This window comes from Paenibacillus sp. FSL F4-0100 (genome assembly GCF_037993005.1).
Lineage (GTDB): Bacteria > Bacillota > Bacilli > Paenibacillales > Paenibacillaceae > Paenibacillus_AQ.
Map to the genome: position 1 here is coordinate 3,698,772 of NZ_CP150303.1, position 24,523 is coordinate 3,723,294.

At 46.8% G+C, this 24,523-nt stretch carries 22 protein-coding genes and 1 pseudogene; 16 read left to right on the forward strand and 7 right to left on the reverse strand.

From position 1 onward, the window contains the following. The first annotated feature begins 199 nt into the window (after positions 1-199). The 7 genes from MHH48_RS16670 (at position 200) to MHH48_RS16700 (ending at position 8,284) form a co-directional block, all read left to right on the forward strand. On the forward strand, positions 200-1,555 hold the full coding sequence (locus MHH48_RS16670) for an amino acid permease (RefSeq protein ID WP_076323390.1): 1,356 nt from the start codon (positions 200-202) through the stop codon (positions 1,553-1,555). A 96-nt stretch (positions 1,556-1,651) separates the two neighbouring features. Then, complete coding sequence (locus MHH48_RS16675; RefSeq protein ID WP_256720585.1) at positions 1,652-2,119, forward strand: hypothetical protein; 468 nt, start codon at positions 1,652-1,654, stop codon at positions 2,117-2,119. 181 nt (positions 2,120-2,300) lie between these two features. Then, complete coding sequence (locus MHH48_RS16680) at positions 2,301-2,975, forward strand: response regulator transcription factor (RefSeq protein ID WP_076323391.1); 675 nt, start codon at positions 2,301-2,303, stop codon at positions 2,973-2,975. Continuing rightward, complete coding sequence (locus tag MHH48_RS16685) at positions 2,972-4,339, forward strand: HAMP domain-containing sensor histidine kinase (protein WP_076323392.1); 1,368 nt, start codon at positions 2,972-2,974, stop codon at positions 4,337-4,339. The genes MHH48_RS16680 and MHH48_RS16685 overlap by 4 nt, the downstream gene beginning before the upstream one ends. A 228-nt stretch (positions 4,340-4,567) precedes the next feature. Beyond that, entirely contained in the window at positions 4,568-5,551 is a 984-nt protein-coding gene (locus tag MHH48_RS16690; protein WP_256720587.1) for an alpha/beta hydrolase, read from the forward strand. A 164-nt stretch (positions 5,552-5,715) separates the two neighbouring features. Then, on the forward strand, positions 5,716-6,699 hold the full coding sequence (locus tag MHH48_RS16695; RefSeq protein WP_076323394.1) for an alpha/beta hydrolase: 984 nt from the start codon (positions 5,716-5,718) through the stop codon (positions 6,697-6,699). Positions 6,700-6,829: 130 nt separating this feature from the next. Further along, positions 6,830-8,284, forward strand: coding sequence for an alpha/beta fold hydrolase (locus MHH48_RS16700; protein WP_076323395.1), 1,455 nt, complete (start codon positions 6,830-6,832; stop codon positions 8,282-8,284). A gap of 172 nt (positions 8,285-8,456) precedes the next feature. On the opposite strand, the gene MHH48_RS16705 is transcribed toward MHH48_RS16700, so the two are convergent. Continuing rightward, positions 8,457-9,512, reverse strand: coding sequence for a hypothetical protein (locus MHH48_RS16705; protein ID WP_179090647.1), 1,056 nt, complete (start codon positions 9,510-9,512; stop codon positions 8,457-8,459). Next, a pseudogene (locus MHH48_RS16710) lies at positions 9,502-10,078 on the reverse strand (sigma-70 family RNA polymerase sigma factor). Before MHH48_RS16710 ends, MHH48_RS16705 begins: the two are co-directional and overlap by 11 nt. Positions 10,079-10,305: 227 nt before the next feature. Between MHH48_RS16710 and MHH48_RS16715 the strand changes: the two are divergent. Continuing rightward, a complete protein-coding gene (locus tag MHH48_RS16715; protein WP_076323396.1) occupies positions 10,306-11,052 on the forward strand; it encodes a hypothetical protein in 747 nt (248 codons plus the stop codon). A gap of 230 nt (positions 11,053-11,282) precedes the next feature. Then, positions 11,283-14,801, forward strand: coding sequence for a discoidin domain-containing protein (locus MHH48_RS16720; RefSeq protein WP_076323397.1), 3,519 nt, complete (start codon positions 11,283-11,285; stop codon positions 14,799-14,801). An 86-nt stretch (positions 14,802-14,887) separates the two neighbouring features. Here the strand turns inward: MHH48_RS16720 and MHH48_RS16725 are convergent, their stop codons facing one another. The 5 genes from MHH48_RS16725 to MHH48_RS16745 form a co-directional block, all read right to left on the reverse strand. Further along, a complete protein-coding gene (locus MHH48_RS16725) occupies positions 14,888-15,070 on the reverse strand; it encodes a DUF2524 domain-containing protein (RefSeq protein ID WP_076323398.1) in 183 nt (60 codons plus the stop codon). A gap of 76 nt (positions 15,071-15,146) precedes the next feature. Continuing rightward, positions 15,147-15,950 carry a phosphonate ABC transporter, permease protein PhnE gene (phnE, locus tag MHH48_RS16730; RefSeq protein ID WP_076323399.1) on the reverse strand — a complete coding sequence of 268 codons (804 nt, stop codon included), beginning with the start codon at positions 15,948-15,950 and terminating at the stop codon, positions 15,147-15,149. Continuing rightward, complete coding sequence (gene phnE / locus MHH48_RS16735; protein ID WP_076323400.1) at positions 15,947-16,771, reverse strand: phosphonate ABC transporter, permease protein PhnE; 825 nt, start codon at positions 16,769-16,771, stop codon at positions 15,947-15,949. The genes phnE (MHH48_RS16730) and phnE (MHH48_RS16735) overlap by 4 nt, the downstream gene beginning before the upstream one ends. Beyond that, a complete protein-coding gene (gene phnC / locus MHH48_RS16740) occupies positions 16,768-17,541 on the reverse strand; it encodes a phosphonate ABC transporter ATP-binding protein (protein ID WP_076323401.1) in 774 nt (257 codons plus the stop codon). The genes phnE (MHH48_RS16735) and phnC overlap by 4 nt, the downstream gene beginning before the upstream one ends. A gap of 20 nt (positions 17,542-17,561) precedes the next feature. Then, complete coding sequence (locus MHH48_RS16745; RefSeq protein WP_076323402.1) at positions 17,562-18,551, reverse strand: phosphate/phosphite/phosphonate ABC transporter substrate-binding protein; 990 nt, start codon at positions 18,549-18,551, stop codon at positions 17,562-17,564. Between the two features lie 177 nt (positions 18,552-18,728). Here MHH48_RS16745 and MHH48_RS16750 point away from each other — a divergent pair, with 177 nt between their 5' ends. From MHH48_RS16750 to yedF, 7 genes are all read left to right on the forward strand, one after another. Beyond that, a complete protein-coding gene (locus MHH48_RS16750; protein ID WP_076323403.1) occupies positions 18,729-20,315 on the forward strand; it encodes a bifunctional UDP-sugar hydrolase/5'-nucleotidase in 1,587 nt (528 codons plus the stop codon). 216 nt (positions 20,316-20,531) lie between these two features. Then, complete coding sequence (locus MHH48_RS16755) at positions 20,532-20,990, forward strand: GyrI-like domain-containing protein (protein WP_144023466.1); 459 nt, start codon at positions 20,532-20,534, stop codon at positions 20,988-20,990. Further along, positions 20,987-21,793, forward strand: coding sequence for an MFS transporter (locus MHH48_RS16760; RefSeq protein WP_306024466.1), 807 nt, complete (start codon positions 20,987-20,989; stop codon positions 21,791-21,793). The genes MHH48_RS16755 and MHH48_RS16760 overlap by 4 nt, the downstream gene beginning before the upstream one ends. A gap of 85 nt (positions 21,794-21,878) precedes the next feature. Further along, positions 21,879-22,145, forward strand: a complete 267-nt coding sequence (locus tag MHH48_RS16765; protein WP_306024467.1) for a hypothetical protein — start codon at positions 21,879-21,881, stop codon at positions 22,143-22,145. Positions 22,146-22,347: 202 nt separating this feature from the next. Beyond that, positions 22,348-22,848, forward strand: a complete 501-nt coding sequence (locus MHH48_RS16770) for a DinB family protein (RefSeq protein WP_076323405.1) — start codon at positions 22,348-22,350, stop codon at positions 22,846-22,848. A 246-nt stretch (positions 22,849-23,094) separates the two neighbouring features. Beyond that, positions 23,095-24,249: a selenium metabolism membrane protein YedE/FdhT gene (yedE, locus tag MHH48_RS16775; protein ID WP_256720625.1), complete on the forward strand. Its 1,155-nt coding sequence runs from the start codon at positions 23,095-23,097 to the stop codon at positions 24,247-24,249. Then, positions 24,239-24,466 (forward strand): sulfurtransferase-like selenium metabolism protein YedF, encoded by a 228-nt coding sequence (gene yedF, locus MHH48_RS16780; protein WP_015735163.1) that lies wholly within the window; start codon positions 24,239-24,241, stop codon positions 24,464-24,466. The genes yedE and yedF overlap by 11 nt, the downstream gene beginning before the upstream one ends. Positions 24,467-24,523: the final 57 nt, after the last annotated feature.

Sequence of the window (24,523 nt, forward strand, 5' to 3'; positions counted from 1 at the left end):
TGAATAAAGAGCCCGGGACCTCCCCGGGCTCTTTATGATCCGCTCCAGGAACAACCTATTTACCGTTTATTAAAGAATATGAGGCATTAGAGCTCTCGTACTTCCTCATTCACTTTGCGAATTTCTTAAGTTGTTTCCTTAGCAGAAAAGGTTATACTTATCAATAGGTTTATTTGAAAGTCATCAGGGGGATATGTGAATGGCAAAACAGGATGAAGTTTCATTACAGAAGAAATTGAGGCCAAGGCATATCAGCTTTATGGCGATGGGCGGTGTAATCGGCACCGGGATATTTAAAGGAAGTGCCGAGACGATCAGTCTCGCCGGTCCGGGCGTTATTTTCTCTTATATCTTTGCGGGACTGCTTCTTCTGGTCGTTATGGGAGCGATGACGGAAATGGCTACGGTGTATCCGGGCCGCAATATGAAGGATTTTGTTCGCGAAGCCTTTGGTAAGCGGGTTTCTTTTGTCATGGGCTGGATGTATTGTTTCATGTGGCTGTCGGTATGCGTGATTGAAGTGATTGCGGCAGGCAGCTTTCTGCAATACTGGTTTCCGGAGGTTCCGCTGTGGCTGCTAAGCCTTGCAAGTGCGGCACTCATTATTTTAATCAATATGATGAGTGTTGGAAGTTTTGGCGAAGTGGAATTCTGGCTTGCCGGAATAAAAATCGCCATGATTATTAGTTTTATTGTGCTGGGAAGTTTTCTGATGTTTGGCATTATTCCGAGTTCGGACACCCCGTACCTTCAAAATTTCACTGCTCACGGCGGGTTTTTGCCAAACGGATGGTTTGCCATATTCTCGGCTCTGCTTGTCGTCACCTTTTCGTATGGAGGCTCCGAGCTGATAGGTCTCACATTAACTGAGACCGAGAATGCGGAGAAAATCCTGCCTAAAGTTGTACGCAACTTTATTTTAAGGGTGATTTTGTTCTTTACGCTGCCGCTCCTGATTATTTGCGGATTGATTCCATGGAACCAGCTGGGGGGAGAGTCAAGTCCTTTCGTGCAAGTGTTGTCCGCTACGGGATTGCAGGGAGCCGCCCACATCATGAATTTCATATTGGTAACGGCCGTACTGTCTGCAGCTAACTCCGGCATCTATGGTGCGACGCGCATGATCTATTCCATGGCTGCCGCCGGGGAGGCTCCAAGGAGCCTGGCTAAGACCACGAGCAAAGGCATTCCGCTCAATACGTTGAAACTCTGCGCAATCATACTATTAGCGGGTTCCTTGCTTGGATTGATCGCGCAGGACCAACTGTTTCGGGTTCTGATGGCGGTTCCGGGCTTCGTTGTGGTGCTGGTATGGATCTGTATTTGTTTCTCCCAGCTGAAGCTTCGCAAAGCTTATCCGGTGCAGCCCAGCTTTAAGGTATGGGGCTTCCCCTATGTAACTGCGTTTACTGCGCTTTGTCTATCGGTGATCACGATCCTCTTCCTCATCGATGGACAGAATCGGGTCAGCATCAGCGCATGTCTGTCCGTTCTGCTGTTATTGGTTGTCTGGTCCATCATGAAATTCAAAAAAGAGGCAGAAACGCATAACTGAGTGGATGTCGGGCTTTAACTTAACGGAAATCGGACAAGCCGGAAAATGTGTCGTGATCAGGTTGTGAGCCGCAGTACCGCAATCAAGAAAAACTGAATGTACGAAAGACAAGGCGGCAGAGGAATCAATCCTCTGTCGCCTTTTATATTCGAAGTGGCAGACATTCTGTCAGGTGTCGACCAAGCAAAAACCGAAGTCATGTTGGATGGAAAAGCACTCACGGCTTTAACAGATATTCCTTTATACAAACTTGAGCTGGGTACACATACGTTTACGGTAAAAGCTATTGATTTAGCAGGGAATACATATACAAAATCTGTAGATTTTCAAGTGAAAACAAGTTATGCCACTCTAGAGGAACTGGTTCAACGTTTCGCAGAGGAGGGCACGATTAACAACAAAGGGATCGCTAACAGTCTGCTGAAAAAATTGCAAAAACAAAACCTAAGCAGTTTCATTTCTGAAGTCCATGCACAGACAAGAAATCATATCTCTGCCGAAGTTGCTGAATATTTGTTGCGTGATGCGGCGATGCTCCTTAACCCATGGCAGATTGTTAATTAACTGAAACGAAATGGAATCAGCGGCTGTTTCTACGGAAGCAGCCGCTGATTTGTGCAGGGAAGAAAGCATTCGAGATGCATTCCATGATAATTCCGGGTATGATGATTAGGTAGTATGGGAGTGGTTCATTATACTTATAGTAAAATGGTTACTTCAATATGAGATGGGAAAGAGGGAACGGATGCCTACTATACTGGTTGCTGACGATGATGCGAACATTCGCGAACTCGTCTGTTTATTTCTAAGGAACGACGGATTCACAACGGCCGAGGCGGCGGACGGCAAGGAAGCAATGAACGTCTATGCCTCAACGCATGTTGATCTTGTCGTGCTCGATATTATGATGCCGATTATGGATGGCTGGACGTTGTGCAAAGAGCTCCGAAGAGTTAATCCTGATCTTCCGATACTTATGCTGACAGCGAGAGGCGAAACATGGGAGAAGGTAAAAGGATTCGAACTTGGAACAGACGATTACCTGACCAAACCTTTCGATCCATTGGAGTTAACGGTGCGTGTGAGAGCATTACTTAAACGATACCGGATCGGCTCTACACAGACGATTCAGTTAGGAAGCGTTACACTTGATCGGCAAACCTATAAGGTGATGAGAGGAACAGAGGCGCTCACGCTGCCGCTCAAGGAGTTCGAATTGCTGTATAAGCTTGCTGGTACACCCGGACAAGTCTATACGCGCGAGCAATTGATCGATCAAATTTGGGGGATTGATTATGCTGGAGATGATCGAACCGTAGATGTACATATCAAACGCTTGCGCGAACGGTTTGCGGCTACATCTGATTTTCGGATCGAAACGGTTCGTGGGCTTGGCTACCGGCTTGAGGTTTACGAATGATTAAATCTTTATATATCCGTGTGGTCCTGACATTTCTAGTCTCCGTCATTGCGGGCACGATCATTTCTTTTTTTATGTCCACTTGGATATTCGAAGATAAATTGAACCAAAACGCTCAAATCAACTTGCGCAACTTTGGACAAGACATCGTGCAGATTTACAAGACCCTGCCGTTAAGTGAAGCGGACTCGTTCGTAAGTGGAATGAAGCAGCTCGATTCTTATCATATTCGGATTTACGAAGCAACGGGAGAGTTCCAGTCTTACGGTAAACTTAACGGACACAAACCTGCTACGGTGACGATGGAGCAGTTAAAGAAAGTCATCGATGGAGGCGTTGTTCAAGACACGCCGAATGGTATTGCGACGGTTCTATTAGGGTTGCCTTTAAAAACGGAAACGGGAACGAAAGCGATGTTTTTGGAAACGCTCGCCCCCCCTTCTTCCTCTTTTGTCGCTAAGTGGGGATTGATCTTTGCAACCTGCTCGTTGATTGCAGGAAGCTTATTGATTCTCATTGCCTCTGTATTCCTGGTCAGACCGATCAAAAAGCTAACAAAAGCGACTAAGCGTATTGCAGCTGGAGATTTCAACGTCAAGCTGAATATTAAGCAAACGAGTGAGTTGGGTACGTTGGCTCGCAGTTTCGAAGACATGATGCATGATCTGCAGCAACTTGAGCAGATGCGCAGGGAGTTCGTAACGAACGTGTCGCACGAGGTACAATCCCCGCTCACCTCGATATCCGGTTATGCTCAAGCGCTCAAGCAAGTGGACCTGTCCGATCAAGAACGAAGCCGGTATCTCGATATTATCATCACTGAAGCGAAGCGGATGTCCACCATGAGTGATAGCCTGCTCAAGCTGAGTATGCTTGAATCGCAGTCACAGCAGCTGCGGCTCGTCACAGTCAGTCTTGATGAACAGATTAGGCGAGTCATCGTCGCGCTCCAACCGCAATGGTCAGCCCGCAACATTCACTTTGAGCTTGATCTCCAAGCCGTTAAAGTCTTGGCTGATCACGACCAGTTGAACCAGGTATGGACGAATATTCTCAGCAATGGCATCAAATTTTCCAAGGATGGCGGCGTGATTCAGGTTAGCACGAAGCAGGATATCAAGAATGTGACTATTCGAATCTCCGACACAGGGATTGGTATCCCTCTTGAAGACCAGAAGCGCATATTCGAACGATTTTTCAAGTCGGATCGTTCCCACAGTCGAAAGTTTGACGGCAGTGGTATGGGACTTGCCATCGTTAAACAGATCGTATCGCTTCATCAAGGGGACATCCGAGTAGAAAGTGAACTAGGTCAAGGAACGACCTTTATTGTCACGTTGCCAATCACTCCACCAACGGAATAATTAGGCTTACAGGATAAGGTGGATGTATAGAATGTCCATCCGGATTGTCTAAACCGTATTTTCATGCCACGTTTCACATGCAAGCTTTCTTGTGTGTGAAACGTGGCATTTTTTTGTTAGTTCATACTCCGTTCATGTTGTCGTCATGGTGAGGACATCTTGGTTGGTTAGGCTTGCATGAACGGCTTGTTACGGCCATTAACCAGATGAGGACAGGAGCAGATGTGTGTGACAAAAGAAAGAGAGAAGAAAAAATGGGGTGGAACCAAATCGAGGAAAGTATTAAACATTTTGCTTAAAGTATTAGGTGCAATTGTTATAGCTATCCTGCTTTTTGTTGCCGCCGTGTATACCGTTAACAAAATCAGCAGTCATTCGGAGCAGAAGAGATTGGAACCTTATGGTCAGCATGTATCTGTAGATGGGAATCAGATGAATGTCACCATTCAAGGAAAAGGCGAAGAAACCGTCGTGATTTTACCCGGCTTTGGAACGGCATCGCCAGCACTTGATTTTAAACCGCTTATTTCAGAGTTATCCCCATATTATAAAGTTGTCGTCGTAGAGCCTTTTGGTTACGGATTGAGCGATCAGACCGAAAAGGAACGCAGCACGGCAAATATCGTAAGTGAGATTCATGAAGCTTTACAGAGTCTCCATATTGATCGTTATATCCTTATGGGCCATTCCATTTCCGGGATCTATAGCCTGGATTATGTGAACAAATATCCAAATGAAGTACGTGCATTTGTCGGACTGGATAGTAGTGTTCCAGCGCTGAGTGAACAAAAGATTGATTCGTCAGAAACACAACCGATTAAATGGTTCCGCAACTTAGGTTTCGCCCGATTACAATTGAAACTGAGTACTGACCCTTATGATGGACTGCCTTATGATGAACAAACGAAAGAACAATTGAACATTCTGATACGCAAAAACATGTATAATACCACTCAATTAAATGAGGCAGAAAGCATGTATTCCAACTTTAAAGCAGCTGAACAGCTAACTTTCCCTCCGAATCTCCCTGTTCTGTTCTTTGTTCAGGCGAATCATCCGGGAACAGATCAATGGATTCCTGAGCATGAAAAGCTAATAAAGGACTCCGCACATGGAGAAATGGTGTTGTTGGAAGCGAATCATTACTTATATCGTTCCCATGCCAAAGAAATTGCTGAAAGATTTAGGGGATTTATAAAGGAAATTCAATAATGTGTTCACGCCAATTTATCCGCCAATGACGTCGCAGTAATTATTCATTTATTTGCTTGTTCATATTCAGTTCATATTGACGTCACGGGGAGTACATTTTCATTGGTTAAGATTTCATTAGTAGCAAAGAAGAAAACTCAACAAACAGTTCAAGACAGGAGAAGATGAGAGTGACACCAGAGGAAAAGAAAGCGAAGAATGGATCGAGGGCCAAAAAAGTACGAAACATGATACTTAAAATACTAGGAGCAATCGTAATTGCCATTGTTCTGTTTCTAGGTATTGTTTATATCACGAATGTGATCAGTAGCAATTCGGAGGCGAAAAAGATAGAGCCCTACGGCCAGCACGTATCTGTAGACGGGAAAAATATGAATGTGTTCATTCAAGGCGAAGGCAAGGAAACGATCGTGCTTCTGCCAGGTTATGGAACAGCTGCACCAGCGCTTGATTTCAAGCTGCTCATTGATGAGCTATCTCCATATTACAAAGTTGTGGCGGTTGAGCCTTTCGGTTATGGATTAAGTGATGGAACTGAAAAAGAACGAACCACAGAGAATATCGTAAGTGAGGTTCATGAAGCTCTACAACAGCTTAACATTAACCAATACATGCTCATGGGCCACTCCATTGCAGGCATTTACGGCATTGATTATGTGAACAAATATCCAAACGAGGTGACTGCCTTTGTCGGAATCGATAGCAGTGTACCAACACAACCGGGTATGGATGTTAAATTCCCATTAAAAACGTTCGCATTTCTTAAAAAATCAGGTCTCCAAAGATTGGCGGTCAAATTTGGTAGTGACCCTTATACCGGACTCCCATTTGATGACCACACTGTAGAGCAGATGAAAATGCTGTCGAATAAAAACTCAAATAGTTCCACGATGTTGAATGAGATGGACCATATTTCTTCCAATTTCAAAGGAGCTCAAGGTTTAACATTCCCTAAAGATCTTCCACTTCTTCTCCTTATACAGGCGAATAATACAGGCGTAGAAGGATGGATACCTTTGCACGAAGGACAGATCAAAGACTCGGTGCATGGAAAAGTAATAACAATGGATGGATCACATTACTTGCACCATACGTTATTTAAAGAAATTGCTGAAGACGTTAGAGCATTCATGAACGAAGCGAAGTAAATATCCTGTAAAAGTCTACTCGAGAGATTTCCCAAATGTGTATAAATGAATATGAAAAGCCGTCTTGTGAGGCGGTTTTTCAAAGTATGTCCAATTCGGACGATAACCGTGATGAGAGAGAGGAATTTAAATGAGATTTTTTGAGATACTTTTAGTTCTATCCTGTTTCGCTTTACTCGTAGATCTATTGTTTATTAAAAGAAGCTCAAAGAAAACAGGATTGGGTGTGGGTATAGGAAGTAGCGTTATATTATTAGTTCAATTGTTTGTTGAGGGATACAGATGGCAGTTACTTTTGGTATATATTATGACGGCGCTATTCATACTCATCGTTTTATTGAGACATTCAGGTAAGATGGTGAATCTAAAAATAGGGAAGCTGTTGAAGTATAGTTTATCTTCCCTAATCGTCATTCTACTGGTTGTATCTACCGGCTTGTCTGTATACTTGCCAGTCTTTGATTTGCCGAAGCCTGATGGTCCAGAGAAAGTGGGTACTCAAACATTTCATTTTACAGATCAGAACAGAGATGAAGTATTAACTGAAGATCAAAGCGATAAGAGGGAGCTAATGGTTCAAGTTTGGTACCCTACTGAAAATAGGAATAACAACAAGCGTGGAACTCTTTTTCCAAATGATAAAGAAATGTTCAAAAAGTTTATTCAGAGCTTCTCTACTTCTTTAAAGCTGCCCAACTTTGTGCTCGATTACTGGAAGTATAATAGAACCAACTCTTATGAAAATGTAGAAATATTACCTTCTACAAGTCCTTATCCTTTGGTACTGCTATCTCATGGTATGGGAACCAGTAAAGTTCTACATGCATCACAGGCCGAGAATCTGGCCAGTCATGGGTTTATCGTGGTCACAATTGATCATACGTATAGCACCTTTGCTACCATTTTTCCGGATGGCCGTGTAACGGACTATAAAACTAAGATGACCACCGTAGAAGATCGCAGGGAAATAGGAAATATATGGACACAAGATGTGGAGTTTGTAATCGATCAAATTGAAAAGCTAAATTCTGGTGCAATTGAAAGTCAATTTAAAGGGAAAATAGATTTAAATAACTTAGGCGTAATGGGGCATTCTTTTGGGGGTGCAACGGCATTTAATACAACTTATTTAGATCATAGAGTCAAGGCCGGGATTAATATGGACGGGTCACTATATGAAGTGGAAAATAGAGATGATATAAACAAGCCGTTTATGTTCATCAGATCGGGAAGTTTTGAAGACTGGTTAGCCAATTTTGAAATTGATAGAAATTCGGATGACGAAGTAACTAAATCTCTTTCAGATGAGCTGCACATTATGAAAAATGTACTCAATCATGGGGGAAATGTGATTTATGTAGAAGGAACCCAACATTTCAATTTCACGGACCTTCAATTCTATTCAGAGTTGATTAAACTATCGGGGATAACAGGAGATATCAATGGTAAAAGAGGATCAAGCATCGTAAATCAATATGTACTCGATTTCTTTAATAAGCAACTGAAAGGAACGGGTGGAAATCTGCTTCAGGGACCGAGTGACATGTATCCAGAGGTGAAATTTATAAAGCCGGAAGACCTTTAACCGATCATGTCCGACGGAGTAGAGTGAATTCGTCTTTAGTAAAAGGAGTACCGCCAACCATTTAACGAAAAAATACGCTCAGGATGATCAATAGTTAAAAAGCCGGGTTTTCCTATTTTGAGGAATCCGGCTTTTTGGTATTATTCAACGCTTTTGAAGCCCCATCAACTTGTTATTTCTTTGATGGTGTTACCATTTTGTATTCAATAACTTGTAATACTTTTGGTTCAATAGCTTTTAACATTTGCTCAATTGAAAGGTTGCTTTTAGGAACATCGCCATTAGCTTCACCTTGCATTTGTAAATCAACCTGTGTTTTTGCAATGACATCTATTACTTGCTGCTTCGAGACATGTTTAGCTGCTGCAATCTCCACTACAGATTTACCTTTTGCTAATTCTTGTTTTAATTCGCTTGCGCTCATGTTTAGTAAAGAAAACAGTGTGGCATCATTTAAATAGGCATCTGCAAAATAATCAGGCTTACCATTAGTAGAGAAGAAACCTTCTACTTTACTGTTTGAAGATGAGGTCACACCTCCAATCAGTGAAACACTGATTGAATTGCCCTGAACGAATACCTGGTAGAAGGGAGTTGTTGACCCCTTTTGGGAGTAGTTCAGCATCAACGTTTTCTGATCCGGGTTCTCCATTTGCTCCATAGCAAACTCATACTCTTCAATATTGCCATACATTTTATTTATGAGAAGATCAACCTTCGACTTGATGTCCTGATCGGTTAAAGCAGTGAGTGGCTTCTCCTTAGGTTCCCAATTCTCTTGAATCACGTGTTCAACCTCACCTGTCGTACTGTTTGTATGAAGGGTAATTTTTTTGCCGATTCCCCCTTTTTCCTGGAGGATGATGCTGGTTTGAACACCTTGAACGTTGCTTGCCTCGATAATCTCAAACGATTTTGTTTCAGGGAATGCGCGATACAGCTTCTCAAGTGTTGCTTTGCCAACCTCATCCGTCTTGACTTGTTCAGCCGTCATCGGTGTTCTGGTCAGCATTTCAATCAGAGTAGGGGCAGCAAATGCTGCGGTTGGAATCAAAATGGCAGTTGTAACGATTCCAGCAATTAGTCGTTTTTTCATAGGTTTCTCGCTCCTTTTTTGTTGCAAATATTGTGAATAGGATCGTGCTATTCGGTTGGAAATTGCCGGTGGGCAATCCATCGTTTCTGCTTCTTTGTGCAGATGTTCACGGATATTGCGTTCAATAGTCATTGATCTCTTCCATCCTTTCTGGGGGGGAGACTCCATATGTTTTTTCGAAGCGCCTGGATGCCTGCATGATATCTGGACTTGACTGTACCCACTGGAATTTCGAGCAATGTCGCGATTTCCTCCAGCGTATAGTCGTGAAAAAAGCGGAGGATCATCACCGTTCGCTGTTTATCAGTCAATTTTTGCATTGCCTGCGATATCATTTGGTTCGTGCCGTCCATCAACACAGAAGGTTGATCCCAGTGCGACTCTTCCCGAGAGAAGGAACGGATGCGTTCAAATATTCGGAATCTCCGCCAGCGCTTGACCCGAAATCTCTGCACTTGACGGATGACCAAGCCGTGCAGCCAGAAATGGAAAGGTCGATTCGTATCGTAATTGGCAAGTGACGTCCACATTTGCATATAAATCTCATTCATGACATCTTCCCGATCCTGCTGATGATCCACCAGAAAGGAAACGGTTCGGTAGACGTCCTGATAGGTGGCATCATACATCGTATGAAACGCCTGTTGATCACCGTCTTTCATTTGTTTGAGTAATTCGTACATATATTCACTTTGCATTCAGAGGGCCCTCCTGGGTAAGCAGCTTACACACTATATTGTCTCTCTATCAAAAAAAGGTTCGGTTTTTTTATTTATTTTTCTCGAGAACGAGTAGGTCAACCCGGCTACCTAACTATTATACAGTCCGTTTACATTCGACTATTTAGCTAGGTGTCAATGTCACAAAAGCCTTGTTCGGTATTGTTATATACATTGAAAAAAGAAACCACAAGGAGAAATGACCTATGAACAAAAGTATGAAAATAACAGTTGCTGCGCTAAGCGGCGTATTGATGCTGGGCGCCATGAATATTGCCGCGGAGGCAGCACCAGGGAAACCTGCAAGCACGGCAGCCGCTGTGAGCAAAGTGGCACAATTGGAAAAGGAAGAAATAGCCAGAATTGGTAAATTGCTTAAGGAGAATCCGGATGACTCTTATATGGTATACGTAAGCAATGAACTGACCAATAGAAAAGGTCTAGAGACGTTCGCTATGGGGAACATTCATCCAGAGTACACTACGTATGATGATTATTGGAAGAAAGCCTCTACTTTAAAAGAACCGGTACTGAAAGAGCCGAATAAACTGCCAGAGAATTATCGCTTTGTATCGGGGGAAATACTCGGTCCATACAGCAGTGAATATCATAATGAATTGAAGGCAGAAGCTAAAAAGCTGAAAAAGCAAGTTCATTCCAAAAAAGTGAATTGGACGAATTCAAGCATGATTTCATTACAATATAAGAACGGAACCGATTATGTTAAATTCCAAAGCACACGACTTGATCCAAAAGATAAGAAGCAGAAAGGGTATACCTATACAACCGCTGAGGAAGTAAAAAAGAAGCATCCCAAGCTTGGTAAGGAATTTATAACAAACACGCTTTCCTGGATCGAAAATGGCAAGTCATTCAGCATCTCAACCAATCCGGGTAATCCGTTGACAGAAGTAGACCTGATTAAAATGGCTAAAACGGCGGTCAAAAAGTGAAAAAATAACCATATTAAGTTTTAAATTGATATAGAAGACAAATATAAAAGGTTTTGAGTGAAATAGGGTGCAAGTAGGAAATAAAATTCTTCCTACTTGCACCTTTTTGTAATATTATAGAAACGTTCATATAAAGTAAGCGTTTACTTTGGAGGTTACGCATTTGAAAAGGAGTGGTGAATTCAAAATTAATACGTGTATTTCAATACTAGATAATATGGAGGGAACTGATGAAGAAAACCATTTATATCAAGATCGTTTGTCTATTGTTGAGTTTGGTTGTAGGAATAACTTCGGCATTTGCGGCAGTTCAACCTGCTAGCGCACAGGCGAAGACGAAACAGGAGAGCGGGAATGTTGAAAGCAGCGATACTGGCGCAATAATAACCTTTCCTGACAACAAGAATGACACGCCACCAAGCGTTACAGATGTCGTGTATGACAAGGACGGCAATATAATGCCCAATGGACAATCGGATGATGAAGCGGCTCGCCTCCTTGCAGAGGCAACATTCAGCGGGACGAATCTTGCCCTGAATGCTCCAGCTTTTTCATCGGGTAATGAAGTGGATTATTTGACGCCTGACTTGGCGGTTGACGGCAAGGGCAATACAAGATGGTCCTCGGCTATAGAAGACGATCAGTGGTTCTATGTTGATCTGGGCGAGAAGAAATCGTTCGACCGAGTGGTCATTCGCTGGCAAACTCCAGCCGATACATACAAGATTCTTGTGTCGGATGACGCTCAGACCTGGGTCAATGTCAAGGACAATGACGGAATTATCCAAAGCAAGGGAGGCGTGGAAACCGTCGATTTCCCTTCGCTTGAGGCTCGTTACGTGAAATTCCAGGGCGTTAAGCGAGCGCCTGTTGAAGGAACGCTGTACGGCTATTCCTTTTATGAATTTGAAGTGTATCAGTTGAATGATTTGCAATCTGTGATCGATAAGGTTGCGGGTGTTCTGAACGTGCAAGCCGGACAAACCAAGCTGGATTGGTCTGCAGCAGAGGTGCCGGTTGGATACAGTGTAAGTGTATATGGAAGCGACAGGCTCCCTGTCGTTGACCTCGAAGGAAATATCCGTACGCCGCTTGTAGACGCCAAGGTGAATCTGATCATCCAAGTGGAGGACCTGAACCAACCGGATCGGAAACTACTGTCGGACAATATGACCGTCATCGTTCCGGGCTTGCATGAGCAAACACCGGATCGCAATGCCGAGCCGGATGTCATACCTTCGCTGCGTGAGTGGTATGGAGACTCTGGCAATTACACATTAACCGAATCCTCGCGCATTGTGGTGGATCCGAAGGATGAATCGGTATTGCGCAAGGCAGCGGAGATCACACGCGATGATCTGTTGGATCTGACAGGCTATGAGCTGGAAGTGACAGCAGGGCAGCCGCGATCCGGTGATCTCTACCTAGCTATTGATCCGTCCTTGTCCTGGCTTGGGGATGAAGGGAATGTGTTCAAGGTGAGCGAGTACGTTTCAATTACATCATCTTCGGCGACAGGATCCTTCTTCGGCACGAGAACGGCGCTCCAAATCATCAAGCAGAACGAGGATCGCACGATTCCGCGCGGGGAAGCGAGGGATTACCCGAAGTATGAGAAGCGGGGACTTATGATCGACGTTGCCCGCAAATATTTTACGATCGATTTCCTGCGGGACTATGTAAAGCAGTTGTCTTGGTACAAAATGAATATGTTCCAAATCCACTTGAACGATGATGTAGGGACTCCGTTCGCGGATGGAACGACGGCAGCATATCGCTTGGAGAGCACCATGTATCCCGGACTTGCAAGCGGGAACGGGCACTACACGAAGCAAGAATTCAAGGAGCTGCAATTGATGGCTATGGATTATGGCATCAACGTGGTTCCGGAAATTGATACGCCTGGACATTCGCGCGCATTCACTTCCTATAATCCGGCACTAGGGGATGAGCGGGGATTGGATATTTCCAAGCCCGAAACGGTGGAATTTGTCAAAAGCTTGTTCAATGAATACTTGGATGGAAGCGATCCGACCTTTGTCGGGCCTGAAGTGCACATCGGCACGGATGAATACTGGGGACCGGATATCGAGCGATTCCGTTGGTACATGGACACCCTTGTGAAGCATATCAATAGCAAGGGCAAGCATCCGATCATGTGGGGAGGCTTGACCATGTACAACGGGACCACACCGATCAGTAATGATGCAACGATGGGAATCTGGTATGAACCGTATGGTGCACCGCAGCAGGCCGTGGATCTCGGTTATGACGTCATCAACTCCCAAAATGTCTTTTTGTATATCGTGCCTACGCTCTATGGGAATTACTTGAACTCGCAATTCCTATATAACGAGTGGGAGCCGAACAAATGGGAGAACACAACGCTACCGCTTGGCCATCCGCGCGTGAAGGGCGGCATGTTCTCGATGTGGAACGACGTGTCCGATGCGAACAGCGTATCCATGGACGATGCGCATATCCGTTTAATGCCTGGAATCCAGGTGGTCGCAGAGAAGATGTGGACCGGGACGAGAGACGACAAGTCCTTCTCCCAATTTGAGCAGCGGACGAAGATTCTTGGCGATGCGCCGAATGCTGACCGTTCTCACAAAATTACAGTGAACAATCAAGATCATCTGGTCATGAAATATTTGTTCGAGCAAGGCTTCAAAGATGATTCAGGCAACGGCTTTGACGGAAAAGGCGTCAATGTCGATATAACGGACGGCAAGTACCAGCAGGGTGTTCGCTTCAATGGAGGAAAGAGTTATATCGAAACGCCGGTGGATGCGATGGGTTTCGGGTGGACCGCTTCCATGTGGATTAAGCCCGACAAGAACAATCCCGATGATGCCGTATTGATGGAATCGCCTGCAGGAACTTTGAAGCTGAAGCAAGGCAAGACTGGAAAGCTCGGATTTACCAAGGAGCATTATGACAGTACCTTTAACTATGTTGTCCCGGAAAATAAGTGGACGCATATTTTGCTGAAGGGCGATGACAAAGGCGTATCGCTGTTCGTCAATCTTGACGAATATGTGGAACGGCTTGAAATGCAATATCCAAAAATGCACACGCTCGTCCTGCCTACGCTGCGAATCGGCAGCGAGACGAACGCGTTTAAGGGTGTAATGGATAATGTTGTCATCCACAACAAAGCGATCGAGCTGTTGAGCACGGAAAATCTTGCGCTTCACAAGTCGGCGGAGTCCTCGGAAACGGAATTTCCGTATTATTCTCCTGATATGGCCGTGGATGGCAATGAATCCACCCGCTGGTCCAGTGCGTACGTGGATGATGCCTGGTTCCTTGTGGATCTGGGAGAGAAAAAGGAAATAAATAAAGTCACTATAAAGTGGCAGGGCGCTTACGCGGAGAAGTATCAGATCCTGGTGTCGGATGACAAGACGAACTGGGAGAATATTTCTGGCGAAGGCGGCGTCATAGAGTCTAAGGGAACACTGGACATTCTGGAGTTCGACACTAAGCAAGCCCGATATGTGAAGTTCCAAGGCGTGAAGAGGGCAACCGTCTTCGGCAACTCGTTCTTTGAGTTTGAGGTGTATTCACCGGGGAACATCCCAGAATATAAGGAGCTGATTGCCAAGATGGAGTTCCTTCTCACGAAGGTGAACGAAAACGCAAAGCTGCATCAATTACTGCTTCAGGTATTGAATCGCTATCCATATGACGCGAATCGTCCGATTGATCCTATGAAGACATTAATCAAGCAGATTGGGGAGTAATAGCCAAACTAAAAAAACTCGTATCCTTCACGGATACGGGTTTTTTTAATCATGGAGGGATCTCTAAGAAGAGGTTGGATTGAACGTTAATGGTTAATATCGCACTTGTTCATAATGAAGGAGATTTGATTCTCCAATCGGTTGAGTTGTTCCTGTGTTTCTTGGTCTTCAGCACCCTGTTCCCGCAGAGCGGCAAGTTCTTGCTTTAGCTGATGGAGATCATCGCTGGCTTTCGCGCAGTTATAGTCGCTTTCCAAATTGTCGATCATCATGGTTCCTCCTTGATTGTATGATGTGGTTCTTCACTAGTATGGAGGATACTTCCAAAGTTATTCACGGCCTCGGTTAAACGAGCTTTTTTCGAATCGCCCCTGATATCAAATCAATTAAGGTAATCATGACGATAATCCCCAGCAAAATAATGCCGACGCGGTCCCAATTCCGTGAGCTCAGCGCGAATATAAGCGGTGTCCCGATTCCGCCTGCGCCGATAATGCCGAGGATGGTGGCGGATCGGAGGTTGATTTCGAAGCGGTAGAGGATATACGACAGAAACCCGGGCAGTACCTGAGGCACAACGGCGAACCGGACAATTTGCAGCCTAGTCGCACCAGCAGCGATCAGCGCTTCGGTCGGGCCCGTATCGATCTGCTCCACCTCTTCGGAGAACAGTTTGCCGAGCATGCCTACTGAATGCAGACCGAGTGCCAGCACGCCTGCAAAAGAGCCGGGGCCCACCGCCTTGATGAACAATAGCGCCATTACGATTTCAGGAAAGACGCGGATGAGGCTGAGCAGCACTTTGCCTGATCCGGAGGCGAATATGGACCCGGTCATGTTGGCAGCGGCCCAGAAAGCGAATGGGATGCAGATGCCAGCCGAGATGATCGTCCCTAGAATGGAAATCGCCAACGTATCCAGCAAACCGCGCAGCAAATCCTCTCCGTCTGGTAAATAAACAAAATCCCAATCGGGGGAAAACAGACCGGAGAAAATAGCTTTTGTCACCTGACCTGCCGTTTCTTTAATGCCAGAGTACGGGATCCCCGAGAAAGCCCAGACATAAACGATCGCCAGCACGACGTAGATAAGCCAGCGGAGACGGCTTTTTTTCGGTTGGGGAACGATGTCGTTCCATGATTGGCTCATAACAATTTCTCCCGCAATTTCGTACTAAGATAGTCGATCATCAGGACGACAATCAGGGTGAAGATGATGATCATGCATGTCTTGTCGTACTCAAAAAATCCGAGTGTCACTTCATAATAATGACCGATCCCGCCAGCACCCACCAGACCGAGCACGGCAGCGGCACGAACATTGATTTCGAACGTGTACAGCGTATAAGAAGCGAAATGTGCCCGAATCTGCGGGACTGCACCGTATACGATCAGCTGCGGGAGATTTGCCCCGGCAGCGGTCATCGCCTCCAGCGGGCCAGGGTCTATCGCTTCCAGTGCTTCATAGGTGAGTTTAGCAATCAGACCCAGTGAAAAGACGGATAGGGCAAAAATCCCTGGTAACGGGCCCAGCCCCAATATCGCGACAAAAAAAGCGGCAAGCAAAAGGTCAGGAATGGTCCGGATCAAGTTCAGCAGGAAGCGAACAGGATAGGTGATGCACCGGCTTTTGACCAAATTGCCTGCACACAGCAGCGCAACCGGAACCGCCAGGATGGCGCCGAGCGTCGTGCCGATCAGCGCCATGCGTATCGTCTCCAGCATCGCCTCCCAAATGTTGTCGAGATAGCTCCATTTCGGGGGGAACATTTCCCGCAGCAGGTCAATCATGTTCGGCAGTCCTTCCACAAGCTCCTTGAAGGTAGCGTCCGTCTGCAGCGCACTACCCCAGACGAGAAGCAGCAGTAAAGCCGCTGTCATGTAATGCTTCAGTTTACCCGGCGGTTTCGGGCGAGGAGGGGGAGCCTGAGCTGATTGCTTGAATGGCGCGGTTTCCAGTTCCATCTTCATACAGCCGTTTCCTCCAATACCACATCCTTGCCGAATGGCCGCCCGTATATTTCCGTAAACCGTTCGTCCGTCGCTTCCGATACCGGTCCATCAAAGACAACCTCCCCGGCGCGTAATCCGATAATCCGCGTAGCATACTGCCGGGCCAGATCGATCGAATGCAGATTCACGATCGTCGTAATTTCGGATTCCGTGTTAATCCGTTTGAGATCATCCATGACCTGCTTCGTGGTCAAAGGATCGAGGGAAGCAACCGGCTCGTCCGCCAGTATGATCTTGGCCTCCTGCGCGAGCACTCGGGCAATCGCGACCCGCTGCTGCTGTCCGCCGGACAGCTCATCGGCACGGGCATACGCCTTCAGGACAATGCCTACCCGGTCCAGCGCCTGAAAGGCCAGATCCACATCGGCCTTCGGAAATCGGCCAAGCAGGGTGAACAGGGTGGAGTGGTATCCGACGCGTCCGGCGAGCACATTGCGGAGTACGGAAGAGCGCTTCACAAGATTGAAGCTCTGAAAAATCATGCCGATATCCCTTCGGATGCGGCGCAGTTCTTTGCCCTTGGCCGCTGTAATCGATTTACCGTCGATCACGATTTCGCCTTCGGTAATGTCGTGAAGCCGGTTCATCGACCGCAGCAGGGTCGACTTACCAGCGCCGGACAGCCCGACGATCGCCACGAATTCGCCGCGGCCGATCGTCAGATTGATATGGTTCAGTCCTTTGGTTCCATTAGCGTAATTTTTCGAAACGTTGCGAATTTCAATCATGGCTCCCAGTCCCTTATCCTTTACTCTGTCTTTACCTTTTCGCCGTATTCACGGACAATCTCAAATTGAGTGTCATCCGATTTTACATATCCTTCATGGGTGTAAATTTCGGAAATGATTTTGTGGCCTTCTTCGTCCTGGCCGATCTCGATAAATGCATTCTGCAGCTTCTGGGTCCATTCTGCGCTCATATCGGAGCGCACGCTGATTGTATCGTTTGGAATTTTCTCCGTATAGGTCAGTACGCGCGTATCTTCAAACACGGTTGGATAATCGGTCTTAACGACATTGCGGGCATCCTGGAAGATGGCTGCTGCATCGACATCGCCGTTCAACACAGCAAGGACAGCTTGGTCATGACCTTTAACCGTAATCGGCTCGACGTCCTTCAACGGGTCGATTCCGTTATCCATCAGAACTGCGGCCGGCCATACATAACCGGCAGAGGAAGACACGTTTTGGTAGGCGATTTTTTTGCCCTTCAGGTCGGCAACGGATTGGATGGCGGAATCCTTTTTCACGATCATCATCGCCTTGTAGAAATCCACAAGTGCATCCGTAGGCTCCCCAGTTTCATCCTTTACGCCAAAGCGCTGGGCCTGCAGAATAACCTCGGCAGCGCCTTTCTCCTTGGCAAGAACATACGCGGTTGGCGGCAGGAAGCCGACGTCTACTTTTTTGGAAGCCATCGCTTCTACAATCGTGTTATAGTCAGTTGATACGCTGACCTGAACGGGGATCCCGATTTTGTCGGACAGCAGCTTTTCAAGCGGCTTGGCTTTGGCTTCAAGCGTGTCGGCATTCTGGGAAGGAACAAATTGGACGGTCAGTTTTTCAGGGACATACCCGGTTGATTCTGTAGCCGTGCTGCTGCCTGTGCTTGTGCCTTGCGAGTTCTCCTGGCCAGCGTTCGCCGCGGCTTTGCCGCCGGCGTCGGTATTACCGCCGCATCCGCTGATGACAGCGAAGGACAATAACAGGGGCATCGTGAATTTCATCCATTTTTTCAAAGCAATGACCTCCATTTTATAAGTTAAATGATATGTCTTACCTGCTTCACTATACGGAGGGAGTGTTAATGGCCTGTCAATGAAATGATAACTTTTTGTAAAGACATGGAATTTTAATATAAAACTGCATTTCGGTTGATAGAATGGCTTGAAGAAGATATGAACAGGAGAGATGGTATGAATTCGACGAATAAAATGACGATTGCCGTGCTGGCTACCAGCGACATACACGGGCATCTGTTCCCAACGGATTACCGTACTCAAGACGAACGGAATCTAGGGCTCGGCAAGCTGGCGTCCCTGATCCGTGAAGAGCGGCATATACATCCGGACCTGCTTCTGATCGATAACGGAGATTTGATTCAAGGCTCTCCGCTGGCTTCCTATGCAGTAAAAAGAGGAATCGATATCCACCCTATGATTAGTGCGCTGAATGAACTGGGTTATGATGCAGCCGTTCCGGGTAACCATGAGTTTAATTATGGTATGGAGACGCTCGGACAAGCAGTGCGGGATTCCCGGTTTCCTTGGCTCTCTGCTGGTATCCGGTTGCAGGATAGCAGGGAGCCCGCCCTCGGAAAGCCCTATCTAATCAAGCACATCAGTGGCATCCGGGTGGCGGTGTTGGGTGTGACGACGCACTACATTCCATGCTGGGAGAATCCGTCCCATATTCAGGGTCTCGAATTCCATGATGCCTTGGAAACCGTGAAGGAATGGGTGCCGCGCATCCGTGTGGAGGAGCAGCCCGATGTGATGATCGTGTCGTACCATGGCGGTTTTGAGCGGGATATAGAAACCGGAGAACCAGCGGAAAACATCACCGGGGAAAACCAGGCTTACGCCATGTGTGCTGAGGTGGATGGCATTGATGTGCTCATCACCGGTCATCAGCATCGGCTGCTGGCCGGGCAGGTGCATGGAGTAACGGTGGTCCAACCCGGCTTCAACGGACAGGCCATTGGCAAGCTCAGCTTGGATCTGACCAGGGAGCAGGAACGCTGGATTATCGCGGAGAAGCGGGCCGAGTTACTGCGACCGGAGACAGGGACGACGGCCGACACGGTGTTGCTCGCTTCCAGCCGGGATATAGAAGGCCGGACCCAGGCATGGCTCGACGAGCCGATCGGACGGGTAGAGGGTGACATGGGCATGAACGATCCTATGGCATGTCGGCTTGCCGAGCATCCCTTTATCGAGTTCATCCATCGCGTGCAGATGGAATATGCGGGGGTCAACGTTTCCTGCACGGCATTGCTAAGTGAAGATTCCAAGGGCTTTGGAGAGATTATTACAAGGCGGGATATCCTTACGAATTTCATGTATCCGAATACGCTGGTCGTTCTGCGTCTGACCGGGCGCGACATTCGGGATGCGCTGGAACAGACAGCCTGTTATTTTACGGTCGGCCCAAAAGGGACCCCTGCCGTGAACCCGGCATATGTGAAGCCGAAAGCGCAGCACTATAATTACGACATGTGGGAAGGCATTGAATATACAATAAACCTTGCAGAGCCCCCAGGATCTAGGGTCAGCAGGCTGAAATATAACGGCGCCGACTTGCCGGGCGAGATGGAGCTGGATGTGGTCATGAACAGCTACCGGGCAAGGGGCGGAGGGAATTATAGCATGTTTCAGGGGAAAGAAGTGATTCGGGAGATTCTGATCGACAGCGCGGAGTTAGTGGAACGGTATATCTCGGAGCGCGGAAGCATTGCGTCTGCATGTAATCACAATTGGGAAATCGTCATAGAGAGGAATTAGCTTGGTGGACAATTGTTATACGTAAGGAGAGGTTTTACATCTATCAACATGTTTAACGGAACTGTCCTTACCATCGCGGCTTACTATTTTATTTAGCCCTCTTGACTTTATACCTAACTAGAGAGTTTATACTCAAACCAATAAATCAAGAGAGATGGTGAAAGGATGCAGCTTCTGGAACGTGATGGAAAGGTAGATAAAAAACAAGAGGTTGTCATGAAACGCGTTGAAGCCATGCACATGATCACTTACACTTCCCATGGCACTGTTGAGGATATCCCAAGCCTTTTCGAAATGTTCAGTAGTCTGCTTGATAGCCGGGCCAAGTCGCTATTATACGGGCCGCAGACGTTGTTGTGGAACGTATCCGGCAGCAAGGAACAAGTGTTTGAGTTCGAAGCCGGTTATGCCGTAAAATCGGACACTTTCAAGCTGCCCGAGCATCTCCAGTATCGATCCTTGCCTTCTGAGACCATGGCCACGCTGTTATTCCGCTCGGATTCGATGTATTCCGAAACGGCATGTCTGGATCTTGCCGAGTGGATTGAGCAGCATGGTTACCTCATTCGAAGCGATCAGCCTGGAAGAGAAACCTATGTGCCCTTATCCGGTGAGCCGGGGATTTGTCTCATCGAAATTCAAATACCCATTGTAAATGAAGAGGAACGGGTATGAAAAATAAATGGATCGTTTATTTGCTGGCCCTAGCCGTGTTTCTCATTGGGACGATCGAGTACATCATAAGCGGCATCCTTCCCATCGTAGCGGAAGACCTTGGAATTACGACCTCCACCGCGGGATCTCTCGTTACGTCATTCGCCCTTTCTGCAGCGATTGGCGCACCCGTGGTGATCGCCGCAACCATCCGGGTGGACCGTAAAAAAATGCTGCTCATCATGCTCGGCATTTTTATATTAAGCAGTTGTCTCGTTTATATTAGTGACTCACTTGAGATGATGTTAATAGCTCGAATGGTCCAGGGACTCAGCGGTGGAACTGCCACAGTCATTGCAATGGCTGTAGCCACCCGTATGGTTGAAGAACGGAATCGGGGCCGCGCGATCGGCACGATTCTGATGGGACTTAGCAGCTCGGTGCTCGGCGTGCCAATCGGTACGCTTTTAAGCGAAACCATGGGGTGGAGAACCTTATTCATCATCGCTGGATTGCTGACGGTAATTCCGCTTCTTGCAGTCTTTGCCAAAGTCCCGTCCATTACCGAACAAAAAGCCATTACACTCGGAATGCAGCTGTCGATTTTGAAGGATAAAAAAATGGTGCTGGCTGTTGCCATTCCGCTGTTATATATCGGAGGGTACTCTTCGCTATTTACGTTTATATCCCCCTATTTGCAACAGAGTACCGACTTAACGGCAACCGCGCTTTCCGGTATTTTATTGATTGCGGGCATTTGCAGTTTTGCCGGCTCCAAAGTTGGAGGGGGATTGCGGATGCGAAGGGGTCCAAGTCTACGTTAGGCTGTCCATCCAAGCCGGAACATTACTGCTCCTAACTTGGTTCAACGGTTCGATCTATGCTGTTATTCCATTAATCATGATATGGATGGCCGCCACATGGGCGACATCCCCGGCACAGCAATTGTATTTAGTTACCTTGGTGCCACAGTCGCCGGATATAGCCTTAAGTGTCAACACTTCGTTTATCCAATTTGGCTTCGCCCTCGGCTCAGGACTCGGGGGATTGGTGATCAACAGCTTCTCCATTGGCAACCTGGGCTGGTCCGGGTTGGTCATGGTTTTGGTAGCGCTCTTGCTAGCATTCCGATTGTTCGCTTACGATAAAAACACTGAACATGCAATGAGGGTATAGGGGACGGAATCATTATGGAGGCGGATCAGATTTTGCAAAGCAGCCAGAAAGAGGTTGAAAAAATATAACTATGACAATCCTTGTCACTATTAGCAGTTATGATTGAGCTAAAGATGATCATCTTACATTCTTTTTCATAGTGGGGGGAAGAGAAGTAACGATTTTCATCAAATATTGAATGATAAGAAGGGATGAACCAATCATGTATATAACCGTTTCAGATTTTATTACAGAATGGAAGAGAGAAGCAGAATTAACGCAAAAGGTGTTAGACAGTTTGACGGATGAATCATTACGGCAGCAAGTATATCCTGAAGGCAGGACTCTGGGGAGAATTGCGTGGCATTTCGTAACGAATACCCCTGAATACTTGACTGAATTCGGGCTTGTTCTCGATCAGGTACAAGATTCTGATGAAGTACCCTCCGCGAACCAAATCGCCGAGACGTTTAGAAAAATAAGCTCTGAAGTAGCAACAGCTCTTGAAGCACAATGGACGGATGATACTTTAAAACAAATTCAGAATGCCTTTGGACGTGAGGAATCAAATGCTACTATCTTTATGGGATTGATTAAGCATATTGCTCATCATAGAGGACAGGTTACCGTTCTTATGCGTCAGGCGGGGTTAAATATTCCTGCGGTATATGGACCTTCAAAAGAAGGGTGGATACAAATGGGAGTAGAAAATCCGCCACTTTAAACATGAATAAAGCTCAGGGAACAAGAACATACACGCATTCAAAGTCGCGAACAATCGCGGCTTTTTTGTTTTAACGATGTAAGTTCATGAACAAATTTCATCCCGCATTGCAGTTTTTATAGTACAATGGAATTTGTGGGTTTTCTTATAGATTAGTATCGTGATTTTAGTGGAAGAGGAGTTTTTGAGCAAGTGAAAAAGTTATATTCAACATGGTTCGGAAGTTATTGGAGTCCTTATCTGGTTATGGCTCTGGCCGGCATTCTCAGCGCGGTCTACTTCGGAATCACCCATACGGTATGGGCTGTAACCGGTGAATTTACCCGCCTCGGAGGGCATATTCTGGAATTCATCGGGGTGGATATATCGGATTGGGCGTATTTCGACCTCGTCCATATGGACGGAACGACATGGACGCGGACCGACGGCTGGATCGTATGGGGCATGTTTATCGGAGCCCTCATTACGATTCTGCTGAGCAGCAATTTCAAGATCCGAATGCCGAGACAGAAACGGCGGTACGTTCAGGGATTTGTCGGCGGAATCATCGCGGGCTTCGGAGCCCGGCTGGCTCTGGGCTGCAATCTCGCAGCCTTTTTTACCGGCGTGCCTCAATTCTCCCTTCATTCCTGGATCTTCATCGTTGCTACTGGCGCGGGCACATTCTTGGGCGCTCGGCTGGTTAACACAAGATGGTGGAAAGGAAAGCCCGTTCTGAAAATGGGCGGTACCGTGCCGTCCGTTAAATCGGGTAAGAACAGGCAACCTCTACTGGGGGCTGTGCTAGGTCTTGCGTACATCGCACTGATCGTATATTTCTATGCAACTGGCCGCACGATGTTAGGGACAGCCGCCCTGTTCGGAGCGGCATTCGGTATTCTGATCGAACGGGGGCAGATCTGCTTTACTTCTGCATTCCGAGATCTGTGGATCAGCGGCCGAGCCACGATGACAAAAGCGATTGCTGTCGGCATGGCAGTCAGCTCTGTCGCTACGCTGATCGTAATTCTTGTATACGGTCTGGACCCGATTACAAAAATTGCCGCGCCCAGCACCTTTATCGGTGGATTGCTCTTCGGCCTGGGTATTGTCATGGCCGGCGGTTGCGAAACCGGCATGATGTACCGGCTGATGGAGGGACAAGTTGTCTTTTTACCCGTGTTTATCGGCAACATTATAGGCGCAACCGCTTTGGCATATGCATGGGATCATATGGGGGTATTTAACCTTCTCGTGAAGAGTGGCTCGCCTATTAATCTGATCGCCGTCATGGGTCCGGCGGCTGCATTGATTGTTACGCTGCTCGTACTCGGTGGCGGATTCGCTGTCGCCGCATACTGGCAAAAAAACTACCGCTTCGGCGTAGGATTCAAGAAAGGGGATGCAACCCATGTCCGTTGATTTCACACTGGACCTCCGGGGGGAATCTTGTCCATACCCGGTCATCTACACACTCGAAACGCTCCGTGATATGAAAAAAGGACAAACGCTTCAGGTCATCTCGGACTGTCCGTCCGCTTTTCGCAACGTGCCGGAGGAAGTCGTAAAACACGGCTACACCATGGCACAGGAGCCGGTCAAAAACGGCCAGGAATTCAGCCTGTTTATCCAGGCGTAATGCTATTATCATAATTGCGTAAAAAGCCTCCCTTCTGAAATTCTGACAGGGGGGGTT

Bases quoted from the DNA above. Each gene is read 5' to 3' on its own strand.
- MHH48_RS16675 (WP_256720585.1), top strand. From the start codon at position 1,652: ATGTACGAAAGACAAGGCGGCAGAGGAATCAATCCTCTGTCGCCTTTT.
- MHH48_RS16670 (WP_076323390.1), top strand. From the start codon at position 200: ATGGCAAAACAGGATGAAGTTTCATTACAGAAGAAATTGAGGCCAAGG.
- MHH48_RS16755 (WP_144023466.1), top strand. From the start codon at position 20,532: ATGAAACGCGTTGAAGCCATGCACATGATCACTTACACTTCCCATGGC.
- yedF (WP_015735163.1), top strand. From the start codon at position 24,239: ATGTCCGTTGATTTCACACTGGACCTCCGGGGGGAATCTTGTCCATAC.
- yedE (WP_256720625.1), top strand. From the start codon at position 23,095: ATGGCTCTGGCCGGCATTCTCAGCGCGGTCTACTTCGGAATCACCCAT.
- MHH48_RS16725 (WP_076323398.1), bottom strand. From the start codon at position 15,070: ATGATCGACAATTTGGAAAGCGACTATAACTGCGCGAAAGCCAGCGAT.
- phnC (WP_076323401.1), bottom strand. From the start codon at position 17,541: ATGATTGAAATTCGCAACGTTTCGAAAAATTACGCTAATGGAACCAAA.
- MHH48_RS16685 (WP_076323392.1), top strand. From the start codon at position 2,972: ATGATTAAATCTTTATATATCCGTGTGGTCCTGACATTTCTAGTCTCC.
- MHH48_RS16750 (WP_076323403.1), top strand. From the start codon at position 18,729: ATGAATTCGACGAATAAAATGACGATTGCCGTGCTGGCTACCAGCGAC.
- phnE (WP_076323400.1), bottom strand. From the start codon at position 16,771: ATGAAGATGGAACTGGAAACCGCGCCATTCAAGCAATCAGCTCAGGCT.
- MHH48_RS16715 (WP_076323396.1), top strand. From the start codon at position 10,306: ATGAACAAAAGTATGAAAATAACAGTTGCTGCGCTAAGCGGCGTATTG.
- MHH48_RS16770 (WP_076323405.1), top strand. From the start codon at position 22,348: ATGTATATAACCGTTTCAGATTTTATTACAGAATGGAAGAGAGAAGCA.
- MHH48_RS16700 (WP_076323395.1), top strand. From the start codon at position 6,830: ATGAGATTTTTTGAGATACTTTTAGTTCTATCCTGTTTCGCTTTACTC.
- MHH48_RS16680 (WP_076323391.1), top strand. From the start codon at position 2,301: ATGCCTACTATACTGGTTGCTGACGATGATGCGAACATTCGCGAACTC.
- MHH48_RS16720 (WP_076323397.1), top strand. From the start codon at position 11,283: ATGAAGAAAACCATTTATATCAAGATCGTTTGTCTATTGTTGAGTTTG.
- phnE (WP_076323399.1), bottom strand. From the start codon at position 15,950: ATGAGCCAATCATGGAACGACATCGTTCCCCAACCGAAAAAAAGCCGT.
- MHH48_RS16765 (WP_306024467.1), top strand. From the start codon at position 21,879: ATGGCCGCCACATGGGCGACATCCCCGGCACAGCAATTGTATTTAGTT.
- MHH48_RS16705 (WP_179090647.1), bottom strand. From the start codon at position 9,512: ATGACTATTGAACGCAATATCCGTGAACATCTGCACAAAGAAGCAGAA.
- MHH48_RS16760 (WP_306024466.1), top strand. From the start codon at position 20,987: ATGAAAAATAAATGGATCGTTTATTTGCTGGCCCTAGCCGTGTTTCTC.
- MHH48_RS16695 (WP_076323394.1), top strand. From the start codon at position 5,716: ATGAGAGTGACACCAGAGGAAAAGAAAGCGAAGAATGGATCGAGGGCC.